We start from the raw sequence: 15,703 nt of genomic DNA on the forward strand, positions 1-15,703 counted from the left end.
GCTCTTGGCTGTGGTGGGGATCGTTGAGCGGCTGGTGCCGGACGAGTTGTGGGCGCTGTTTCAGCGGGTGGTTCCGGAGGCGCCCTCACGGCCTCAGGGCGGTGGTCGGCGGCGGCACGGTGACCGTGAAGTGCTGGCTGCCATCGTGTTCGTGGCAACGTCCGGTTGCACCTGGCAGCAGTTGCCGGCCGCGTCCTTCGGGCCGTCCGGCGCGACGGCTCACCGCCGCTTCACCGAGTGGACGAAGGCCAGGGTCTGGGCGAAGCTCCACCGCCTTGTCCTTGACGAACTCGGCTCCCGCGGTGACCTGGACTGGTCTCGGTGTGCGATCGACTCAGTGAACATGCGCGCCCTGAAAAGGGGGACCTGACAGGTCCGAATCCTGTCGACCGGGGCAAGTACGGCTCAAAGATCCACTTGATCACGGAGCGGACCGGTCTGCCCCTGTCCGTGGGAATATCGGGTGCCAACGTCCATGACAGCCAGGCCCTGATCCCGCTCGTGAAGGGCATACCGCCGGTCCGCTCCCGCCGGGGACCCCGACGTCGCAAGCCCGACAAGCTTCATGCCGACAAGGGCTACGACTATGCCCACCTGCGGCGATGGTTAAGCAGCCGAGGCATCCGGCACCGTATCGCCCGCAAGGGAGTTGAGAGCTCCCAGCGGTTGGGACGTCACCGTTGGACGATCGAACGCACCATGTCCTGGCTCGCCGGCTGCCGCCGTCTCCACCGTCGTTATGAGCGCAAGGCCGAGCATTTCCTCGCTTTCACGAGCATCGCCTGCACCCTCATCTGTTACCGGCGGCTCGGCCGCTGATGTGGGTCCGCAGCAGTTTCACCGCCAGGTCGTGGCCGTAGTGCTTGGCGATGTCCATGGGGGTGCGACCGTCTGGATCGGCGAGCTCCGGGTCAGCCCCGAAGGCCAGCAGCACGGCAGTGGTGTGCACGGTCAACGGTTGGCCGCTCTGCAGGGAGCCGTCGCCCTCGGCGTCGATCGCGTGCGTCAGCAGCGTCATGTTGCTGAAGGCCTCATCAGGATCGGTACCGTGGGCCAGCAACCGGGCCAGGGTCTCGGCATCCTCGTGCTCGACCGCGTGATGCGCGGGTGTCCAGTAGTCGCTCACCAAGGCATTCAACCGCCACCACAGCACGTCTGCCAGCGACTATCTACACAGTCATCCACCAATTGAGATGACGTCTAAGCAGCAACAAAGCCTGCGAGCCGGGACAGTTCGGCGGTCACGGGGAACAGTTCGCAGCCGATCTCGTCGGAGAAGGTGCTCCGCAGCAGCGGGGCGGCCTGGTGGTCGAGGCAGCCGGTGGTGGTCGAGGACGCCTGGAACCCGGAGTTCCTGCGCGAGTCGTACGCCGTCGAGGACACACTGCGCAGTGCTTTGAGGAGATCACCGAGTCGGGGACGCCGACGATCATCTGCCGACACTGTCAACGGTGCGCAGGCTGCCCAGTTCCCCTGCGACGGATCCGCCAATCAGGGTGGGATAGCTGAAGGCTAACTGATCGTTTCAGAATGAGGTTCGGAGTCGTCGCAAGCAGATGATGCTGCAGGCGAGTTGGAGCAGGCCGAGGTGGAGGTCGGCGCGTATCTCGTAGCGGATGCGGAGTCGCTTGAATTGGTGGAGCCAGGCGAAGGTGCGCTCGACGACCCAGTGGGTCTTGCCGAGTCCGGAGCCGTGCGGGGTGCCGCGGCGGGCGATCTTCGGGGTGATGCCACGGGCCCGGATGAGGCGGCGGTACTTGTCGTAGTCGTAGCCGCGGTCGGCGAACAGCCGTCGGGGGCGACTGCGTGGCCGGCCGCGCAGGCCGCGGATGGGCGGGATGGCGTCCAGCAGCGGCATGAGCTGAGTGACATCGTGACGATTCCCGCCGGTCAGCGAGACGGCCAGAGGGGTGCCATGCCGGTCGACGATCAGGTGGTGCTTGCTGCCGGGCCGGGCCCGGTCGACCGGCGAAGGTCCGGTGTCAGCCCCCCTTTGAGTGCCCGGACGTGCGAGCCGTCAATCGCGGCGTGGTCCATGTCCAGCAGACCCGCTGCCCGCAGCTCCGCCAGCAGCACCTCGTGCAGCTGCGGCCAGACGCCGGCTTCGGTCCAGTCCCGCAGACGCCGCCAGGCCGTCACCCCGCTGCAGCCGACCTGTTCCGCCGGAACGTCCCGCCAGCTCACGCCCTTGCACAGCACGTAGACGATGCCACGCAACGCAGCCCGGTCATCCACGCGCAACCGCCCGGGATACCGCTGCCGCCTGGGCGCACGAGCCGGCAACAGCGGCGCCACACGTTCCCACAAGTCATCAGGCACAAGATCAGCAGGCACCCAACAGATCCTGCCGACACGACACCCAACTGCCAAGCCCCACAACACATTTCATTCTGAAACCATCAGTAAGAACTCCCAACAAAGTGGCCCTGGAGTGTGGGTAGTTGTGGGGTTGCTGACCGGTACATGAGGAAGGGTCAGCAGTCGCCGTAAATCGTGCCGGATGGGCTGTGGGTACGGATCGAGCCGTTACTGCCGGTTGTGCTGCAGTCAGTCACCGCCAGCAACATCGGGTGCACCAAGTAAACCGAGTAGCTGATCCTTCCCAGCCTGATCAACTACCGCGGTATCCGTCGGCGGCGAAATGCCAGTCCGACACCATCAACGGCGCGTACGGGGCAGGCATGAGCGTGTGCGCCCACGGTCCCAGACACAGCCAGTCGCGGCCGACCGGTCGAGGGATCAACCCACCAGGTTGGTCGGCACTGGCTGCGCTGGAGAGGCTTCCTCCGGAGCGGTTCGCTGGACGAGGACGACCGCCCGCAAGAGGTGTCTGTGGAGGGCCGACAACTCCGGTGATCCGGTTCCTTGCCACCTAGGTGCCCGACTCGGTGGCCAGTCGGTGGCCGGACGCCTTTGGACGGTGCAGCATCGGGTGGCACGGGTCAACCTGTTGCACGTGCTCTGATCAGGCACAACGTCACCACGTGGCACGGCGGAACACCACACAACACGATCCCTCACGGTCTCGTATGCGTAGGTCTCGGGTTCGAATCCCGAAGGCGGCTCTGCGAAGCCCCAGGATTCTCACTCGCCGTGACCTGGGGCTTTTGCTTTTCCTTGGCGCTGAAGGCCTTCCGTGGAAGATCGCGGAGGGCCTTCAGTGTGAGCGTCACGCGGCTCCCGGGGACGCACTGGGGACTGGGGCAGTTCTTCGGCCCCTCGTTCGCCGACTGGCATGCGGACGCCGCCCGGACGCACCAGGTGACCGGCGTGGGGGAGCGGGCCGACCAGGCGCAGTGGCTCGCCGACAAGGTCCGTGCGGTGCTGTTCGACCGTACGGCGAGCGGCTGGTCCCGGGTGACTCGGACGGCATGTGTGGCGTGGGCCCTACGACCCCGGCCGGAACGTTCTCCCCGTACCTCGCCGAGCGGCTGATCGACGGCCGGTAGTTGTCACGAGACGCGTAGAGCGCCTGAGACCGCGGCGGGATCCGGGGATTTCCGCAGGACTTGAGCACAATTTGAGCTCACCGGCAAAGCGAGTTGATCTCTATGGCAAAACGATCCCCAAGCTCGTTGACCCTTTAAGTTTTACCGCGTTAGTTTCCAGTCAAGCCGCAAAGAACCTGACCAGCGCGGCGCAAGGCGGAGGAACGCATCAAAGGCGATCGATCATGCCCCGCCGCATTTCGCAGCCGCGCTTCGTGAGGCTTCACTTGCCCCATCGGGGACCCGGAAAATACGGGGAACTCCAGGGGGAAATCGGGGAATCGGGGAATCGGGGAATTTATTCATGACCGAAATATCTGGCAGACGGCTGACTCTGGCCACTGCACTCAGTGTTGTCGCAGCCTCGGCCGTCATGGGCTTGGCGATCTCGGCACCGGCCCACGCCGCCTGCACGGCGGCACTGGACACGCCTGGCTGCGGCTCCACGGGCACCAGTAGCCCCACGCCCTCGCCGACGCCGACGGCGACCGACGTCAAGCCGACGGATTCCGCGGCCCTTCCCAGCAGCGGTCCGACGATCACCGCCGCGCCCAGCCCGAGCACCCTGACCGCGGTGTCCGGAGCGCCGACGGTCAAGGGAGTCTTCACCCTGGGCAACGGTTCACCGCTGGCCGGTGCGACTGTGACCCTGACGCCGGTGGACGAGGTGCCGGCGGACGGCAGCACGATCACGCCGACGACGGTGGGTACGGCGACCACGGCCTCGGACGGCAGCTGGTCGTTCACGCTGCCCTCGACCCTGCCGAGCACGCTGCAGACCTATGCGGACAACAACGGAGGCGTGCTCTCCCTGGAGGCGTCCTTCTACGGCCAAGCCGCGGATGGCACGCTGCTGACCGGTACCGACTACGTGGATGCCGGAATGGCCACTGGTTCCGCGACCACGGAGGGGTCGGTCGCTGCTCGCGCCGAGACGTCGGACACCGTGGCGATCCACCCCGACGTGGACGGGACGCTGGTGACGCCCGCAGACTCGACACTGGTCGACGGCGCGGACACCACAGACAACGCGGACAGCGCGAACGACACGGATAGCTCTCCCACCACGTCGGGGAACACCTGGCAGTCGGCGGACGGCGCGTCCACCACCGGCTTCTCACCGGACGTGGTCGACGGAGTCGACTACAGCGCCGTGAAGCCGAAGCTCGGCGGAGGGTGCATACCCAGCAAGCACGTGATCAAGCAGCATGACTACTACACCACCATCGGCGAGGCTCACGCCTACTACGACACCACCGCCGCCTTCGAGTACAACAACACCCTGTCCAGCACCTGGGGGGTCGCGACCAGCGTCGACGGGAAAAACTGGTCCATCACCTCAAAGATCTCCCGCAAGAACACCACCGGCCACTCGGTCGGCTTCGCGAACCAGGGGCCCCGCTGGGCCAAGCGCTTCCAGATTCCCGTCAAATACCAGGACGTCGACCACCAGTACGCCTGCCCCGAGGGCAAGACCACACATTCGTACTCCATAGTTCCAGTGGGCTACGAAATCCCGGCCGGGGGCGCCGTGGCGAGGTACGGCGCCGATGTCAGTTCCAAGGACGGCCTGGATGCATACCGGAAATCGAATCCCGCCTATCGTGCGGTCCTCGGCAAGAAGCAGTACGTGACCATCACCTCTGGTGACTCGGTCACTTATGGCACTGCCGCCAAGGTGTTCGGGGTGTCGATCAGCCTCGACACGGAGTACGGTGCCTCGCACTTCCAGAAGATCACCGCAGGGTCGGGAGGCGAAGAGCATGACATCTGGGGCGCCAAGGGCAAGATTTCGGGGCACCCCGGTGTCATCTACTCGTACTAGTCGGCGCGGTCGCAGCCGGGCGCTCACCGTCACGGCCCTGCTGGCTCTCACGGCAGGCTGCGCAGGGACGACTACTGGCGGCGGGGTCACCCCGGGGACGGCGCTGCAAGCGGAGGGGCCGGGAACAACCGGTGCCCTCGGTTTCTCGGACGTCAAGGTCGGTGACGTCTACCGCATGGCCTTCCCCCTCACGAGGAATACGTCCAAGCAGCCCGTCTCCGTCACCGGGATCAAGCTCCTCAACATCCCGGCGGGGGCCAAGGTCCTCGGTTACTCCGTCTACTCCGTGAAGGACACGCCCGGTTACCGGCTGGGCTACCAGGAGACCGCGCATCCCACCGCCGGCGATGTGGATCTCGACAAGTACACGAACTATGCCGGGCACCCTTACACCATTGGGCCATCGGTGCTCAGCGACAAGTACGCGGTTGCACGGATCAAGGTCACCGGGAAGATCACCAAGCCCTTCACAGGCTGCCAGACGGACTACACCCAGGCAGGGCACACCTACCACCAGACCCTGACGTGCAAGTTCGGCCTCGACATGGCCTGAGCGAGCATGACGGCACGGCCGCCTCCCATCTCATGACCCACCGGTGACGCCCTGCCCCGACCACCGGGGCAGGGCGTCTCTCGTTCCTGCAACAGGGTCTCCTACGCGGGACACGGCGACGCTGGATGGACAAGGCTCCGCGCGCCGGGCGACCCGCCGCCGCCCATGGCCGGCGGCTGCACTACGAGGGACCGTCAGGTGGCTCCTGGCAGGCCAACGGCGCGGAGGCGCGGGGGAGAAAGTGTCACGACGTGGCTCAGCCACTGTCCGCAGACCAGTTCCTCGCCGTTCTGAAGAAGTCCGGTGTCCGCGTCGTCGAGCACGGCAGCTGGCGCATCCACAACCGTAACCACAAGGGCGCCTGGGGCTCGGTCCACGGCGTTGTGGTCCACCACGACACCGACGGCACCCTGCACTTCTACGGCTTCGAATGAATCAACACCGGCAGCGGCCAGAACTGGCCGGAAGCCCAGCTGGAAGCGATGCACAAGGTGAGCGCGGCCCTCTGCTGTGCGCACGGCTGGTCCGGGAAGTCGGTGATAGCCCCCAAGGAGTGGCAGGCCGGCAAGCCGGACCCCCCGCAGGCATCACGATGTCCGACTTCCGCACCGCAGTGGCGAAGCTCCTCGGCGTGAGTACGGAGCCCACCAGCGGTTCGTCCAAACCGTCCCCATCCGCTGGAAGCCGCTCTTGTACAGGTCCGGGCCCGCCTCTTCGTAGTAGCGGTTCATCACTGCTGCGTCGCCGGTGCCGTCCGACGAAGGGGCGTACTCCAGCTTGTTGTTGGGCAGGTCCGCGTACGGCGAGGGCACGTTCTTGGCCGGGGAGACCTGGTAGGCGTCCACGTACCTGTCCCGTTCGCGCGCTTCGGGCGCGTTGTCGCCGGCGTCCAGGAGCAGGACGCGCGCATCGGGTCTGGCCTGCTTGACCTGACAGGCGCACAGCGCGCCGACCACACCGGCTCCGACGATGACGACGTCGTACGGGGTATCCATGGGCCTGTGCCCTTGCCTTAGGGGTGGTGGGTCCAGTAGCCGTACCCGTTCGGCGACGGTGGGACGGGAGTGGCGGACACTGGGTGGGTCTGGATCACCTTCCACACCAGGTCGGCGCGGTACTGCGCGGGGGATTCCGGTGGATCCTGGGTGTCATCGGGCCGGGCGAACTGAGCGGTGTACCAGACGGCGATCGTCTCGCGCGCGACCCGGGCCAGCGCGGCGTCGGCGTCCAGGGCCGCCTGCAGGGCGGCCGCGGAATCGGGCGCTGCGTCGGCTGTCCGGTACGCGGCGATGAGCCCGGGCAGGGCTGCCGGACAGGCGCGGGCGAGGCGCTGCTGGTAGGCGTCGGCCAGCGCGGCGTCGAGGGACGGCTCCCCGGTCAGCAGTTCGGACAGTGCCAGGAAGTCGGGCCGTCGGTCATGGCGCTCATCCTTCGTCGAAGAGGAGATCTTCGGCGGGGTTTGTGAGTCGGACCGTTTTCGCGTTGCTGATGGTGACCACCTTGTGCAGACCGGGGAAACGTTCGCCGGTGGACAGGACCGTGACCTTGTCCTCCTTACCGGCGAGGAAGGCCGGGAAGCAGGTGACCGCCATGTCGAGCTTCAGGAAGTCCACCAGCCGCCGGAACAGTTTGGGCAAGATCACCGCGTCGTCGGTGATGGAGGACAGTCCGGTGATCTTCACCCCGGACGTCGTCACGTCATCGGGCCACAGTCCCTTGCCGGCCGCCCGGGCCTGCTGGGCCGCCGTGGTCAGTTCGACACGCAGGTCCGTGAACAGGCTGCGGTAGAAGGTCGGGAACGCCAGCCCCTCCGAGACGAGGTGATGGTTGGCCGTCTGCTTCAGCAGGGGCACGCCCACGCTGATCTCCGTGCCGCTCGTCCCCGGAGGGTTGCCTCGGCCGACCAGAGCGATCACGCGGCCGAACAGGTCGGCACCCCGGGTCAGGATGAATCCGGGCGTACTTGACGGCGTCGATGCCGTGACGGTTTCGTCCGGCTTGCGCTGCACATTGGTGAAGCCGAGCCAGTCGAGGAGCTCGCTCGCCGCGGCATGACCGTGTTGCAGGGGCTGGTGTGTACCGGCGTAGTGGGTTTCGAGGGCATCGATGCCCTCCAGCCGTAGTTTGGCGTGGTCTGCGGCGGTGAGCTGCACGGGGTTCTTGCCCCCGACGAGTTGCCAGTCGTCCGGGTTGTCGGCGATGAAATGGACGGTGTCTCCGTCGGGCTGGGTGTCCTTGAGGTGGAACGAGCCCTGGATCAGCAGCATGGGCATGGCTACTCCGGCTGGGGTGGGATGGATCGGAAGGGGAGCGCCGCCGTACGAACATTCGGAGGAGGATCGAACGGGCGGATTAATCTCCCATAACGGTCAAGCTAATCGCCGGTTGTCGCATATGCCCGTTAGGGCGTGCGAATGGGGTACTCGCTGCGCTCCTGCTTGAACCAGAGGGGGCCAGGGGGTCAGTACAGGTGGACGTCGACCGCGAAAGCGGTCGCCCCCCCCACAGGGGCCCAGGCCCATGGCGAGAGTCGTGTCGGTGAAGGCGAAGACGCCGGAGCTGGTGTCGTGGCAGCTGACCGGGCACACCGCCAAGGGTGCCGACCGTGAAGAACTCGGTGCAGTGGGTGGCCGCGCAGGATGATGTCCGGGCCGGCAGTTCCGCAATCTCCAAGCCAAGTCCCTTCCCTGGTCTACCCGGTGGCGGAACTGGTGACGTTCAGCCGAATGAGCCGAGCCTGGCGCAACCGGGACGTGTCTGATCCACACAGGCTGTGGACGTTCGACTGAACCCCGCTACGCTGTTTCCGCGAGGCTGACCTGCGAGAACGGTCATCTGCTCCGCCCCGGGTCAAGGGGGCAGGTTGCCTTTCTCATCCCAATGCGGGTGTGTAGCTCCCCGCTTCGAAACTCCTCGGATCCTTGGCTGATCCAGCCACTCATCGGGGTGCTGCCCTGTCCCGGGCGGGTGCCCGGAAGTCGTTCCGGGTCTGGTGGGATGTCGGCCGCCAGCATGAGCGTTGCCGCACCGTGCCGCAGATCGTGCAGCCGGATCGGCGGCAGCCCAGAGGCCGCCACGAGCCGCTCGAAGATCCGCGCGGCCGGTGCGGTCGGCGCTACCCCGCGGTCGCGCGGCTGACGGCCGATCCGCACCGCCGCGCTACCCCGCACCATGGCCAGCCTGCGCAACCTCGCCATCAGCACGTTCCGCCAAGACGGCGACACCAACATCGCCGCCGCCCTCCGCCGCACCGGCCGCGACTACCGCCACCCGCTGGAAACCTTCGGCCTCAGCTGACAGACCAGGACAGATCGCCAACATGCAATGCCTCTGGCCGAAGCCCTGGGGCGTTGGGGGTCCGCGTGAATATCCACCACCCGGACGGTTGCCGGTGGAACGAGTCCGTCAATATTGCGTGAGAAACGCCGCCCGGATCACCGACCGCCTTTACTTACAGAGACACAGCCGCTCGTTCCGAAAGCGATCGCCCTTTCAAAGCGCTCGAGAAGAACGCATGCCCGCGGCCATGGCCGACCCGCTCGCCAACATTGACAGTGACGCACATGGGTTCGCGTCCTACACGAGAAAAGGAACAGTCAGTGACCACCAATCGCACCCTCGTCATTGTCGCCCACCCGAACCTCACGGAATCCCGTGCCAACGCCACCCGGCTCGCCGAGATCAAGGACTTGGACAACGTCACCGTCCACGACCTTTATCAGGCTTACCCCGATTTCAACATCGATGTCGCACGCGAGCAGCAGCTGCTGCGCGAGCACGACACCGTCGTTCTCCAGTTCCCGGTCTACTGGTACAACGTAACCTCCATGCTCAAGGCCTGGATCGACGCGGTGCTGGTTCACGGTTTCGCCTTCACCTTCGACGGTTCCCCCTCCGCGCTGCACGGCAAGAAGGCTTGGCTGGCCGTCACGGTCGGCAGCACCCTGGAGACCTACGCCGCGGAAGGCCTCGCCCGACGGCCCCTCGAGGAGTACCTCGCCCCGGTCACTCAATCGCTGGAGTTCTGCCAGCTTGACTACCAGGGTTTTCACGCCATCTACGGCATGATATTCGACCCGTCGGACGAGGACCTCGTCCTGGACGCCAAGGAATACCGCAAGCTCATCTCGACCGGTGAGACGCCGGTCGGCTGACCTCGATTATTCGCGAATTCTTCGAGTTTTCGCGATTAATCACCATGTTTTTTCCTTCGCTGAACTCGACGGGAGTTCAGCGAAGGAAGCTCGACTCACTCCTCCTGTGCTTGCCGATAATGCCGTCCGTGCAGGTCACCCGCAGGGCACAGGTTACGATTTTCGTGCCGGTTCGGCGATGATCGCCGGCCTGGAAAGACGCGGAGATCCTTCTCTTTGGCCACCCAGTCGCGCTGCTCGAACGTCGCGTGACCGCGCGCCCGAAGCTGACATGGGCGGATCGGGCGTTGTTCGCCGCGTTCCTGGCTCTGATACCTCGAGCCCGGCACGCGGGCCTGCGGATTCCCGTCAACGCCGCGAATCCTCAAGTGGCACCGGGCCGTGGTGAAACGACGCTGGGCGGAGAAATCGCGGCGCAAGAACCCGGGGTGTCCGCGCCGGCATCCCTCGATCACGAGGCTCTGCTGCGCATGGCCCGCGAGAACGACGGCTGGGGAGGCACGGTATCGACCCGGCCCCACGACGTAACGGACCGAGTTGGGCTATGTTTCTGCGCTCCCAGGCTGAGCCCTGGGAGCTGGCGGAAATTACTTCGGGATCTTGGTGCTGTCCGGGACGAGGGTGTGTCCGGCGATGGCGGCGAGTTGCTCGGCGGCGGACACGGTGATGGCACCAGTGGGTACGGTGTGCCCGAGAGCCGCGAGGTCGCGGCCGACGTCGCGGACGGCGGCGCCGATCATGGCCTTGCAGCCGCTGAGGAAAGACGCCAGCGGCGGCTGGGGCAGGGACCAGCGGGTCTTGAGGGCGCAGACCAGGAGGCGGTCGGAGCGATGGTGGAGAGGTGGTGGCTGCCGGTGCCGGGCCGGTCTTCTTGCCGGGGATCATGATCGGCGGGTGCTCGTCCAGGTAGTCGCGGTAGCGGCCGAGCAGAGTCTGCCAGGCGGTGGGCTCCATGCCGGTCAGGCTGGGATGGTGCAGCCATGCGGGGGCCTTGTCCCTCGTGGGGAAGCGGCCGAACTCCGGTGACGGGCGCGGGGGTTCGGGGTCAAGCGGTTCGGGTCGGATGCTGTAGTTCCAGGTGCCGTGCCACTCGTGCGGCTCCAGGGGGGGGCCGGTCCATGACGTGGTCGGGAACGGTGGTGCCGGTCGGGTAGGCGCCGGGGTCGAGTCGGCGCGGACCGTGAGCCCGGTGCGGGTCGTGGTCGCGCCGATGGTGTTGACGACGACTACATGGCTGGCGAGCGGCCTGCCGCGCCAGTTGGTGCTGATCCGCGAGAACAGGCGGTGCTCGATCTTGTTCCACCTCGATGTCCCGGAGGGAAGTGGCAGACCACGACCTCCAGGCCGGCCGCGTAGCTGAAGTCGGCGAGCTCCTTCTTCCAGGTCCGCACCCGGTAGCCGTTCGCCCCGCCGGCGTCCGCGGTGATCAGCAGCCGGGTCGCGTTTGGGTAGCGGGCCCCGTCCCTCCGCCTCCCACCAGCGGCGCAGGGTGGCCACGGCGAACGCCGCAGTGTCCCCGTCGCAGCCGACCGAGACCCACCCGGCGTCCGCGGCCAGGTCGTAGATCCCGTAGGGCACCGCCTTCTTCTCCGGGAAGTCGTGCGCGGACCTGCACGGGCTGACCGGCGCGGTGCCACTCGCGACCGGCCACCGCGCAGTCGCCGAGCACTTCCTTCTTTTGGTGTCCACGCTGATCACCGGCTCGCCTGCCTGCGTGAACTCGCAGACCTTGTCGTTGATGTAGCGGAACTGGGCGTCCCGGTCGGGATGTTGGGCACCCTCGGTGGTCCGCGAGGTCGCCTGTAGGGAGAAGCCCTCCTCATTCAGCACGGCGGCCACGGTGTCCGCGCCGATGCGGTACCTCTGAGCCGACAGCTCGGCGGCGAGTTTGCGGGTCGACTTGGTCGTCCACTGCGAGGGGGACTCCGGATCTCCGCGCTTCCCGGGCTCCACCAGCGCCAAGAGCGCGGCTACCAGACCGGGGTCGTGCTCGCGCAGCCGCTTGCGCCCCGCCCCGGGCCGACGCACACGCACCGAGGGCGACATCCCTGCGTCCGGTTCAGCCGCCCCGCGCGAGACGGTGTCTTCCGAAATCTTTACGACTCAACCACCGCACAGAACACTGAAGTTATTAATCGTCAGCTCCCTGGGCGGGCCGCCGTACCCACGAAGAGCAAGAACATGTACACTCGCCCGAAGATTGAACCTAGAGGATCCCGCCGACCGAGCCCTGGCGATGAGTCAGGACCCCGGCGAGTTCCTCTTGACCTATGATGTCCACTTCGTGGTGATGGTCATGGTCCGTAGTAGCTCATGAACTGGTCGGGGGGCTGGTGTAGTGGCAGCGGCTGCATTGGAATGCCAGGTCGTGCAGGGTGGAGAGGCTCAGGCGTGCAGTGCGGGCCTGACGGCGCTCCTCCTCGAAGGTGTCATCCAGGACGTGCTGCCGGTACTCGGCGGATCAGTGCAGCTGTTGGCGGATCGCCAGGTCGCTGGGTCCCGCGGCCGAGGTCAGCAGGCTGGTGATACCGAACATGTATTCCTTAAACCACGATTATGCGACTCCATGCGCGCGCGCCGAGTCCGGCAAGGCATGACCGATCATGAGAACTGACTGACCATCACCATGGAACGGAACTCGCCGGGGTCCTGGTGATGGAAAACGCCGTCGCCGACCGCCAAGTCCGCCGGCAGCCAAGTCCCATTGACGAGGTCCTGTCCCATGCTATCCGAGGGAAACTGGTGCCGCAAACCTTGCTGAGCGTCCCTGGCCCTAGACGTGGCGATTTTTCTGAGCCAACGGTCCCCACAGTCGATGAATTGGACCACTGCATTATTCATGCCCTGCGTATCGACGGTCGGGCGCCGTTCAGCCGGATCGCCGAGGTTCTGGGCGTCTCCACGCAAACAGTCGCCCGTCGCTACGGGCGGCTGAGCAGCGAGCTGGCGCTTCGCGTTGTCGGGGTGGTGAACCCGCGGCAACCGTCGGGTGGGAAGTGGATTCTGAGGCTCACGGCCAGCCCGAACACCGCTCAGAGTGTCGCGCAGAGCCTGGCTCGGCGGGACGACACCACCTGGGTGCGGCTCGTGTCCGGGGGAACCGAAATATGCTTAGTCACGAACTCCGTGGCGCACCATACGCTGCTGTTCCGCGAGATCCCTCGTGTGGCCAACATCGCCGAGGTGTCGGCGCACCGTCTGCTGCACACCTATCTAGGCGGTCCCACCGCATGGCAGGGGCACACTACCGCTCTCACCAACGAGCAGCAGGAACAACTGCGCCGAGCACTCGACTCGTCAGATGACGCTGAAGAGCCCAAGGTCCGCTCGTCTTTGACCCAAGCGGACTGGCACCTGCTGGCCGCGTTGCAGAATAACGGCCGCATCAGCTACACAGACCTCGCCGCCGAGACCGGCCAGTCTCCCTCGACCATTACGCGCCGACTCGCTGCTTTGCAGGCCGGCGGCATGCTCACCTTCGACGTCGAGATCAGTGCGGAGGTATACGGCATCACCACGCAAGCCCTGCTGTGGATGTCGGTCGCCCCCGCGCACCTGAACCAGGTAGCGAGCACCATGATCCAACACAGGGAACTAGCCTTCCTGGCCTCTACCACCGGCCCAACCAACCTGGTGGCCCTCGTCTTGTGCAAGAGTCCCAGTGAACTGCATGACTACCTGGCCGACAGGCTCAGCGCGCTGGAATCCATCCGCATGCTCGAAACAAGTCCTGTCCAGAGGACCCTGAAAACCTGCAGTCCGTTCCTGCACAGCAGCCCCAGACGTAGCAATTCAGCCTGACGCGGGTTCGGAGCCTCCATCAGTCAGATTCGTAGCGTGAGCCTCGTTTCCTCAACAGAGGTCTGATTGCGTGGCCTGGCCTGCGTGAAGTGCGCCGAACCACCGCACCCATCGGATGCGGCGCTCGCCGCGCCCCAAGCCGAGCTTCCTTGGCTGAACTCCCGTCGAGTTCAGCCAGGGAAGCTCGGTGACGTGCAGGAACGCGGGGCCTGGGGCTCGGCCCCAGAACAATCAAGGTGAGTGGCCAGCCTCTCGGCCGCCTACGGATATCAGTGGTTGTAGACGAGGTGGGCGATGCGTTCGGCGAGCATGATCGTGGTGAGATTGGTGACGCTGGAGGGCACGTACGGGATGATCGAGGCGTCCACGACACGCAGGGCGGCGAGTCCGTGCACGGCTCCGCGGGAGTCGACGACGGCCTGAGGCGAGTCGGCGGCACCCATAGGGGCGGTGGAGGTGGGGTGACCGTAGATGGAGAGGCTGGATTCGATTACCCGCGTCAGTTCCTCGGCTTCGTCGGGCAGTTCGCGCGGCATCAGAAGCTCGGCGAGCGACGGCGCGAGTGCCGGGTCACGGGCCAGATCACGGGCGATTCGTACGCCTTCGAGCATGCGTCGGCGGTCGCGCTCGGTGCCGAGGTAGTTGTGGTCGATCAAGGGCTGGGAAAGCGGATCGCGGCTGGCGAGGCGCAGCGTGCCCTGCGCGTCGGGGAGCACGAGAGCCGTGGACAGGGCGATGACGCCGCCGGTGGGCATGAACGGAGCCCCGTTGGGATGCACGGCGACGACGTTCAGGTCGAGTTCACCGTCCGCGGCCTCGCTGGAGGCGGTCCACAGCAGCGCGCCAAGGGCCGGAGTCATCTCCGATCGCCCCGGGGCGAGTGCATAGACCGCGGGGTAGAAAGGGTGGTCTTGCAGGTGTTGTCCGACGGGTAGGTCGGCGAGGGGCTCGATGTCGAGCGACGCCAGTTCGCCGGCGGGGCCGATGCCGGAGCGCAGCAGGATCGCCGCGCTTCCATAGGTCCCGGCAGAGAGGATCACCTCGTCGGCATTGTGCACGACCCCGTCGGCGGTGACCACTCCAGTCGCACTGCCACCGCGGAACAGGACCCGGTCGACGGTGACTGCACCGTGCACGGTGAGATTCGGGCGAGCGCGCACCTCAGCGGTGAGGTAGACCAGTGCGGTGTTCTGTCGGATCCCATCGAGGACGTTGACCGCGAAGGCTCCGACGCCGCCCTGCTCGGCACCGTTGAAGTCGGCGATCCGCTTGTGGCCACGGGCGACCGCAGCGTCGATAAAGCCACGATGCGCGGCGGTCAGATCGGAGTCGGCCAGTTGGCGCACGGGCATCGGCCCGCTTCGCCCGTGAAACTCGTCCTGGCCGGTGGGGGTGTTTTCCAGGGCGCGGAAGTACGGCAGGACGTCGGTGAAGCTCCAGTCGTCGAGCCCGTTCTCGGCCCAGCGGGCGAAGTCGTGGGCGCGGGCGCGGAGGGCGGCGCCGGCGTTGACGGCGGAACTCCCGCCGATCACCTTGCCGCGCAGAGCGGCGATCGTGGGGCTCAGTCGCCCGCCCCGTGAGGTGTATCCCCAGTCGTGATCGAGATCGGCGATGCGGTTGGCGTCGAGCAGCGCGGCGGGGAACTGGGTGGGGCCGTAGTCCGGCCCGGCCTCGAGCAGCACGACGCGCCGGGCGGGGTTCTCGCTCAGGCGCGCGGCGAGCACTGCGCCGGCCGCCCCGCCGCCGACGATCAGGACGTCGGCCGGTTCGACAGAGTGGGACAAGGTATGGCCCTTTCGATCTAGTTGGAGTTGGAGGGAGCGTCCCGGTGGCGAGCCGCCGCGGGCGACATCAAAACCGCGCTCACGGTGCGAACGTGAGC

General features: G+C 66.4%; 17 protein-coding genes and 4 pseudogenes. 9 read left to right on the forward strand and 12 right to left on the reverse strand.

Going from position 1 to position 15,703, the window contains the following annotated elements:
* Positions 1-19: 19 nt before the first annotated feature.
* A protein-coding gene (locus OG734_RS27310; protein WP_199820873.1) for an IS5 family transposase occupies positions 20-819 on the forward strand; the annotation gives its coding sequence in 2 pieces (ribosomal slippage) (positions 20-359 and positions 359-819; 801 coding nt in all).
* On the opposite strand, the gene OG734_RS27315 is transcribed toward OG734_RS27310, so the two are convergent.
* From OG734_RS27315 to OG734_RS48040, 4 genes and pseudogenes are all read right to left on the reverse strand, one after another.
* Positions 791-1,126 carry an ankyrin repeat domain-containing protein gene (locus OG734_RS27315; protein ID WP_330285397.1) on the reverse strand — a complete coding sequence of 112 codons (336 nt, stop codon included), beginning with the start codon at positions 1,124-1,126 and terminating at the stop codon, positions 791-793. The genes OG734_RS27310 and OG734_RS27315 overlap by 29 nt on opposite strands.
* 74 nt (positions 1,127-1,200) lie before the next feature.
* Positions 1,201-1,383: a hypothetical protein gene (locus tag OG734_RS27320; protein ID WP_330290131.1), complete on the reverse strand. Its 183-nt coding sequence runs from the start codon at positions 1,381-1,383 to the stop codon at positions 1,201-1,203.
* A 142-nt stretch (positions 1,384-1,525) separates the two neighbouring features.
* Positions 1,526-2,334 (reverse strand): IS5 family transposase gene (locus tag OG734_RS27325; RefSeq protein ID WP_330290132.1). Its coding sequence is split into 2 segments (ribosomal slippage): positions 1,526-1,995 and positions 1,995-2,334, totalling 810 coding nucleotides; the frame shifts between segments, so codons are not numbered across the junction.
* 197 nt (positions 2,335-2,531) lie between these two features.
* A pseudogene (locus tag OG734_RS48040) lies at positions 2,532-2,657 on the reverse strand (acyltransferase family protein); the annotation flags it as partial.
* A gap of 505 nt (positions 2,658-3,162) precedes the next feature.
* Here OG734_RS48040 and OG734_RS27330 point away from each other — a divergent pair.
* From OG734_RS27330 to OG734_RS27345, 4 genes are all read left to right on the forward strand, one after another.
* Entirely contained in the window at positions 3,163-3,435 is a 273-nt protein-coding gene (locus tag OG734_RS27330) for a DUF4224 domain-containing protein (protein WP_330290133.1), read from the forward strand.
* 357 nt (positions 3,436-3,792) lie between these two features.
* Complete coding sequence (locus tag OG734_RS27335) at positions 3,793-5,313, forward strand: hypothetical protein (RefSeq protein WP_330290134.1); 1,521 nt, start codon at positions 3,793-3,795, stop codon at positions 5,311-5,313.
* Positions 5,294-5,866 carry a hypothetical protein gene (locus OG734_RS27340; protein WP_330290135.1) on the forward strand — a complete coding sequence of 191 codons (573 nt, stop codon included), beginning with the start codon at positions 5,294-5,296 and terminating at the stop codon, positions 5,864-5,866. Before OG734_RS27335 ends, OG734_RS27340 begins: the two co-directional genes overlap by 20 nt.
* Before the next feature lie 125 nt (positions 5,867-5,991).
* Complete coding sequence (locus OG734_RS27345; RefSeq protein WP_330290136.1) at positions 5,992-6,300, forward strand: hypothetical protein; 309 nt, start codon at positions 5,992-5,994, stop codon at positions 6,298-6,300.
* Between the two features lie 153 nt (positions 6,301-6,453).
* On the opposite strand, the gene OG734_RS27350 is transcribed toward OG734_RS27345, so the two are convergent.
* Genes OG734_RS27350 through OG734_RS27355 form a run of 3 tightly spaced genes read right to left on the reverse strand, consistent with a single transcriptional unit; the run spans position 6,454 to position 8,139 of the window.
* Positions 6,454-6,861: a hypothetical protein gene (locus OG734_RS27350; RefSeq protein WP_330290137.1), complete on the reverse strand. Its 408-nt coding sequence runs from the start codon at positions 6,859-6,861 to the stop codon at positions 6,454-6,456.
* 17 nt (positions 6,862-6,878) lie between these two features.
* Entirely contained in the window at positions 6,879-7,313 is a 435-nt protein-coding gene (locus OG734_RS48045) for a sugar dehydrogenase complex small subunit (RefSeq protein ID WP_443065106.1), read from the reverse strand.
* Positions 7,291-8,139, reverse strand: a complete 849-nt coding sequence (locus OG734_RS27355; RefSeq protein WP_330290138.1) for a thermonuclease family protein — start codon at positions 8,137-8,139, stop codon at positions 7,291-7,293. Before OG734_RS27355 ends, OG734_RS48045 begins: the two co-directional genes overlap by 23 nt.
* 247 nt (positions 8,140-8,386) lie before the next feature.
* Between OG734_RS27355 and OG734_RS27360 the strand changes: the two genes are divergently transcribed.
* Positions 8,387-8,509: a hypothetical protein gene (locus OG734_RS27360; RefSeq protein ID WP_330290139.1), complete on the forward strand. Its 123-nt coding sequence runs from the start codon at positions 8,387-8,389 to the stop codon at positions 8,507-8,509.
* 353 nt (positions 8,510-8,862) lie between these two features.
* On the opposite strand, the pseudogene OG734_RS27365 reads toward OG734_RS27360, so the two are convergent.
* Positions 8,863-8,958: pseudogene (locus OG734_RS27365) on the reverse strand (tyrosine-type recombinase/integrase); the annotation flags it as partial.
* 79 nt (positions 8,959-9,037) lie between these two features.
* Here OG734_RS27365 and OG734_RS27370 point away from each other — a divergent pair.
* The gene (locus OG734_RS27370; RefSeq protein WP_330290140.1) at positions 9,038-9,163 is read left to right on the forward strand and encodes a hypothetical protein; all 126 of its coding nucleotides are present in this window, start codon (positions 9,038-9,040) and stop codon (positions 9,161-9,163) included.
* Between the two features lie 302 nt (positions 9,164-9,465).
* Positions 9,466-10,020 (forward strand): NAD(P)H-dependent oxidoreductase, encoded by a 555-nt coding sequence (locus OG734_RS27375; RefSeq protein WP_330290141.1) that lies wholly within the window; start codon positions 9,466-9,468, stop codon positions 10,018-10,020.
* Positions 10,021-10,607: 587 nt separating this feature from the next.
* Here the strand turns inward: OG734_RS27375 and OG734_RS27380 are convergent.
* The 3 genes and pseudogenes from OG734_RS27380 to OG734_RS48055 all read right to left on the reverse strand — a co-directional run.
* Positions 10,608-10,760, reverse strand: coding sequence for a hypothetical protein (locus OG734_RS27380; protein WP_330294045.1), 153 nt, complete (start codon positions 10,758-10,760; stop codon positions 10,608-10,610).
* A 376-nt stretch (positions 10,761-11,136) separates the two neighbouring features.
* Positions 11,137-11,411, reverse strand: a pseudogene (locus OG734_RS48050) (ISAzo13-like element transposase-related protein); the annotation flags it as partial.
* 115 nt (positions 11,412-11,526) lie between these two features.
* Positions 11,527-12,066 (reverse strand): annotated as a pseudogene (locus tag OG734_RS48055) (ISAzo13-like element transposase-related protein); the annotation flags it as partial.
* Between the two features lie 774 nt (positions 12,067-12,840).
* Between OG734_RS48055 and OG734_RS27390 the strand changes: the two are divergent.
* Complete coding sequence (locus OG734_RS27390) at positions 12,841-13,821, forward strand: Lrp/AsnC family transcriptional regulator (RefSeq protein ID WP_330290142.1); 981 nt, start codon at positions 12,841-12,843, stop codon at positions 13,819-13,821.
* 269 nt (positions 13,822-14,090) lie between these two features.
* Here the strand turns inward: OG734_RS27390 and OG734_RS27395 are convergent, their stop codons facing one another.
* The gene (locus tag OG734_RS27395; RefSeq protein ID WP_330290143.1) at positions 14,091-15,605 is read right to left on the reverse strand and encodes a GMC family oxidoreductase; all 1,515 of its coding nucleotides are present in this window, start codon (positions 15,603-15,605) and stop codon (positions 14,091-14,093) included.
* Between the last annotated feature and the right edge of the window lie 98 nt (positions 15,606-15,703).

The organism is Streptomyces sp. NBC_00576, from assembly GCF_036345175.1.
Taxonomy (GTDB): Bacteria; Actinomycetota; Actinomycetes; order Streptomycetales; family Streptomycetaceae; genus Streptomyces.

Coding starts and splice junctions, on each gene's coding strand:
- OG734_RS27335 (WP_330290134.1), top strand. CDS start 3,793: ATGACCGAAATATCTGGCAGACGGCTGACTCTGGCCACTGCACTCAGT.
- OG734_RS27345 (WP_330290136.1), top strand. CDS start 5,992: ATGGACAAGGCTCCGCGCGCCGGGCGACCCGCCGCCGCCCATGGCCGG.
- OG734_RS27350 (WP_330290137.1), bottom strand. CDS start 6,861: ATGGATACCCCGTACGACGTCGTCATCGTCGGAGCCGGTGTGGTCGGC.
- OG734_RS27355 (WP_330290138.1), bottom strand. CDS start 8,139: ATGCCCATGCTGCTGATCCAGGGCTCGTTCCACCTCAAGGACACCCAG.
- OG734_RS27360 (WP_330290139.1), top strand. CDS start 8,387: ATGGCGAGAGTCGTGTCGGTGAAGGCGAAGACGCCGGAGCTGGTGTCG.
- OG734_RS27370 (WP_330290140.1), top strand. CDS start 9,038: ATGGCCAGCCTGCGCAACCTCGCCATCAGCACGTTCCGCCAAGACGGC.
- OG734_RS27380 (WP_330294045.1), bottom strand. CDS start 10,760: ATGATCGGCGCCGCCGTCCGCGACGTCGGCCGCGACCTCGCGGCTCTC.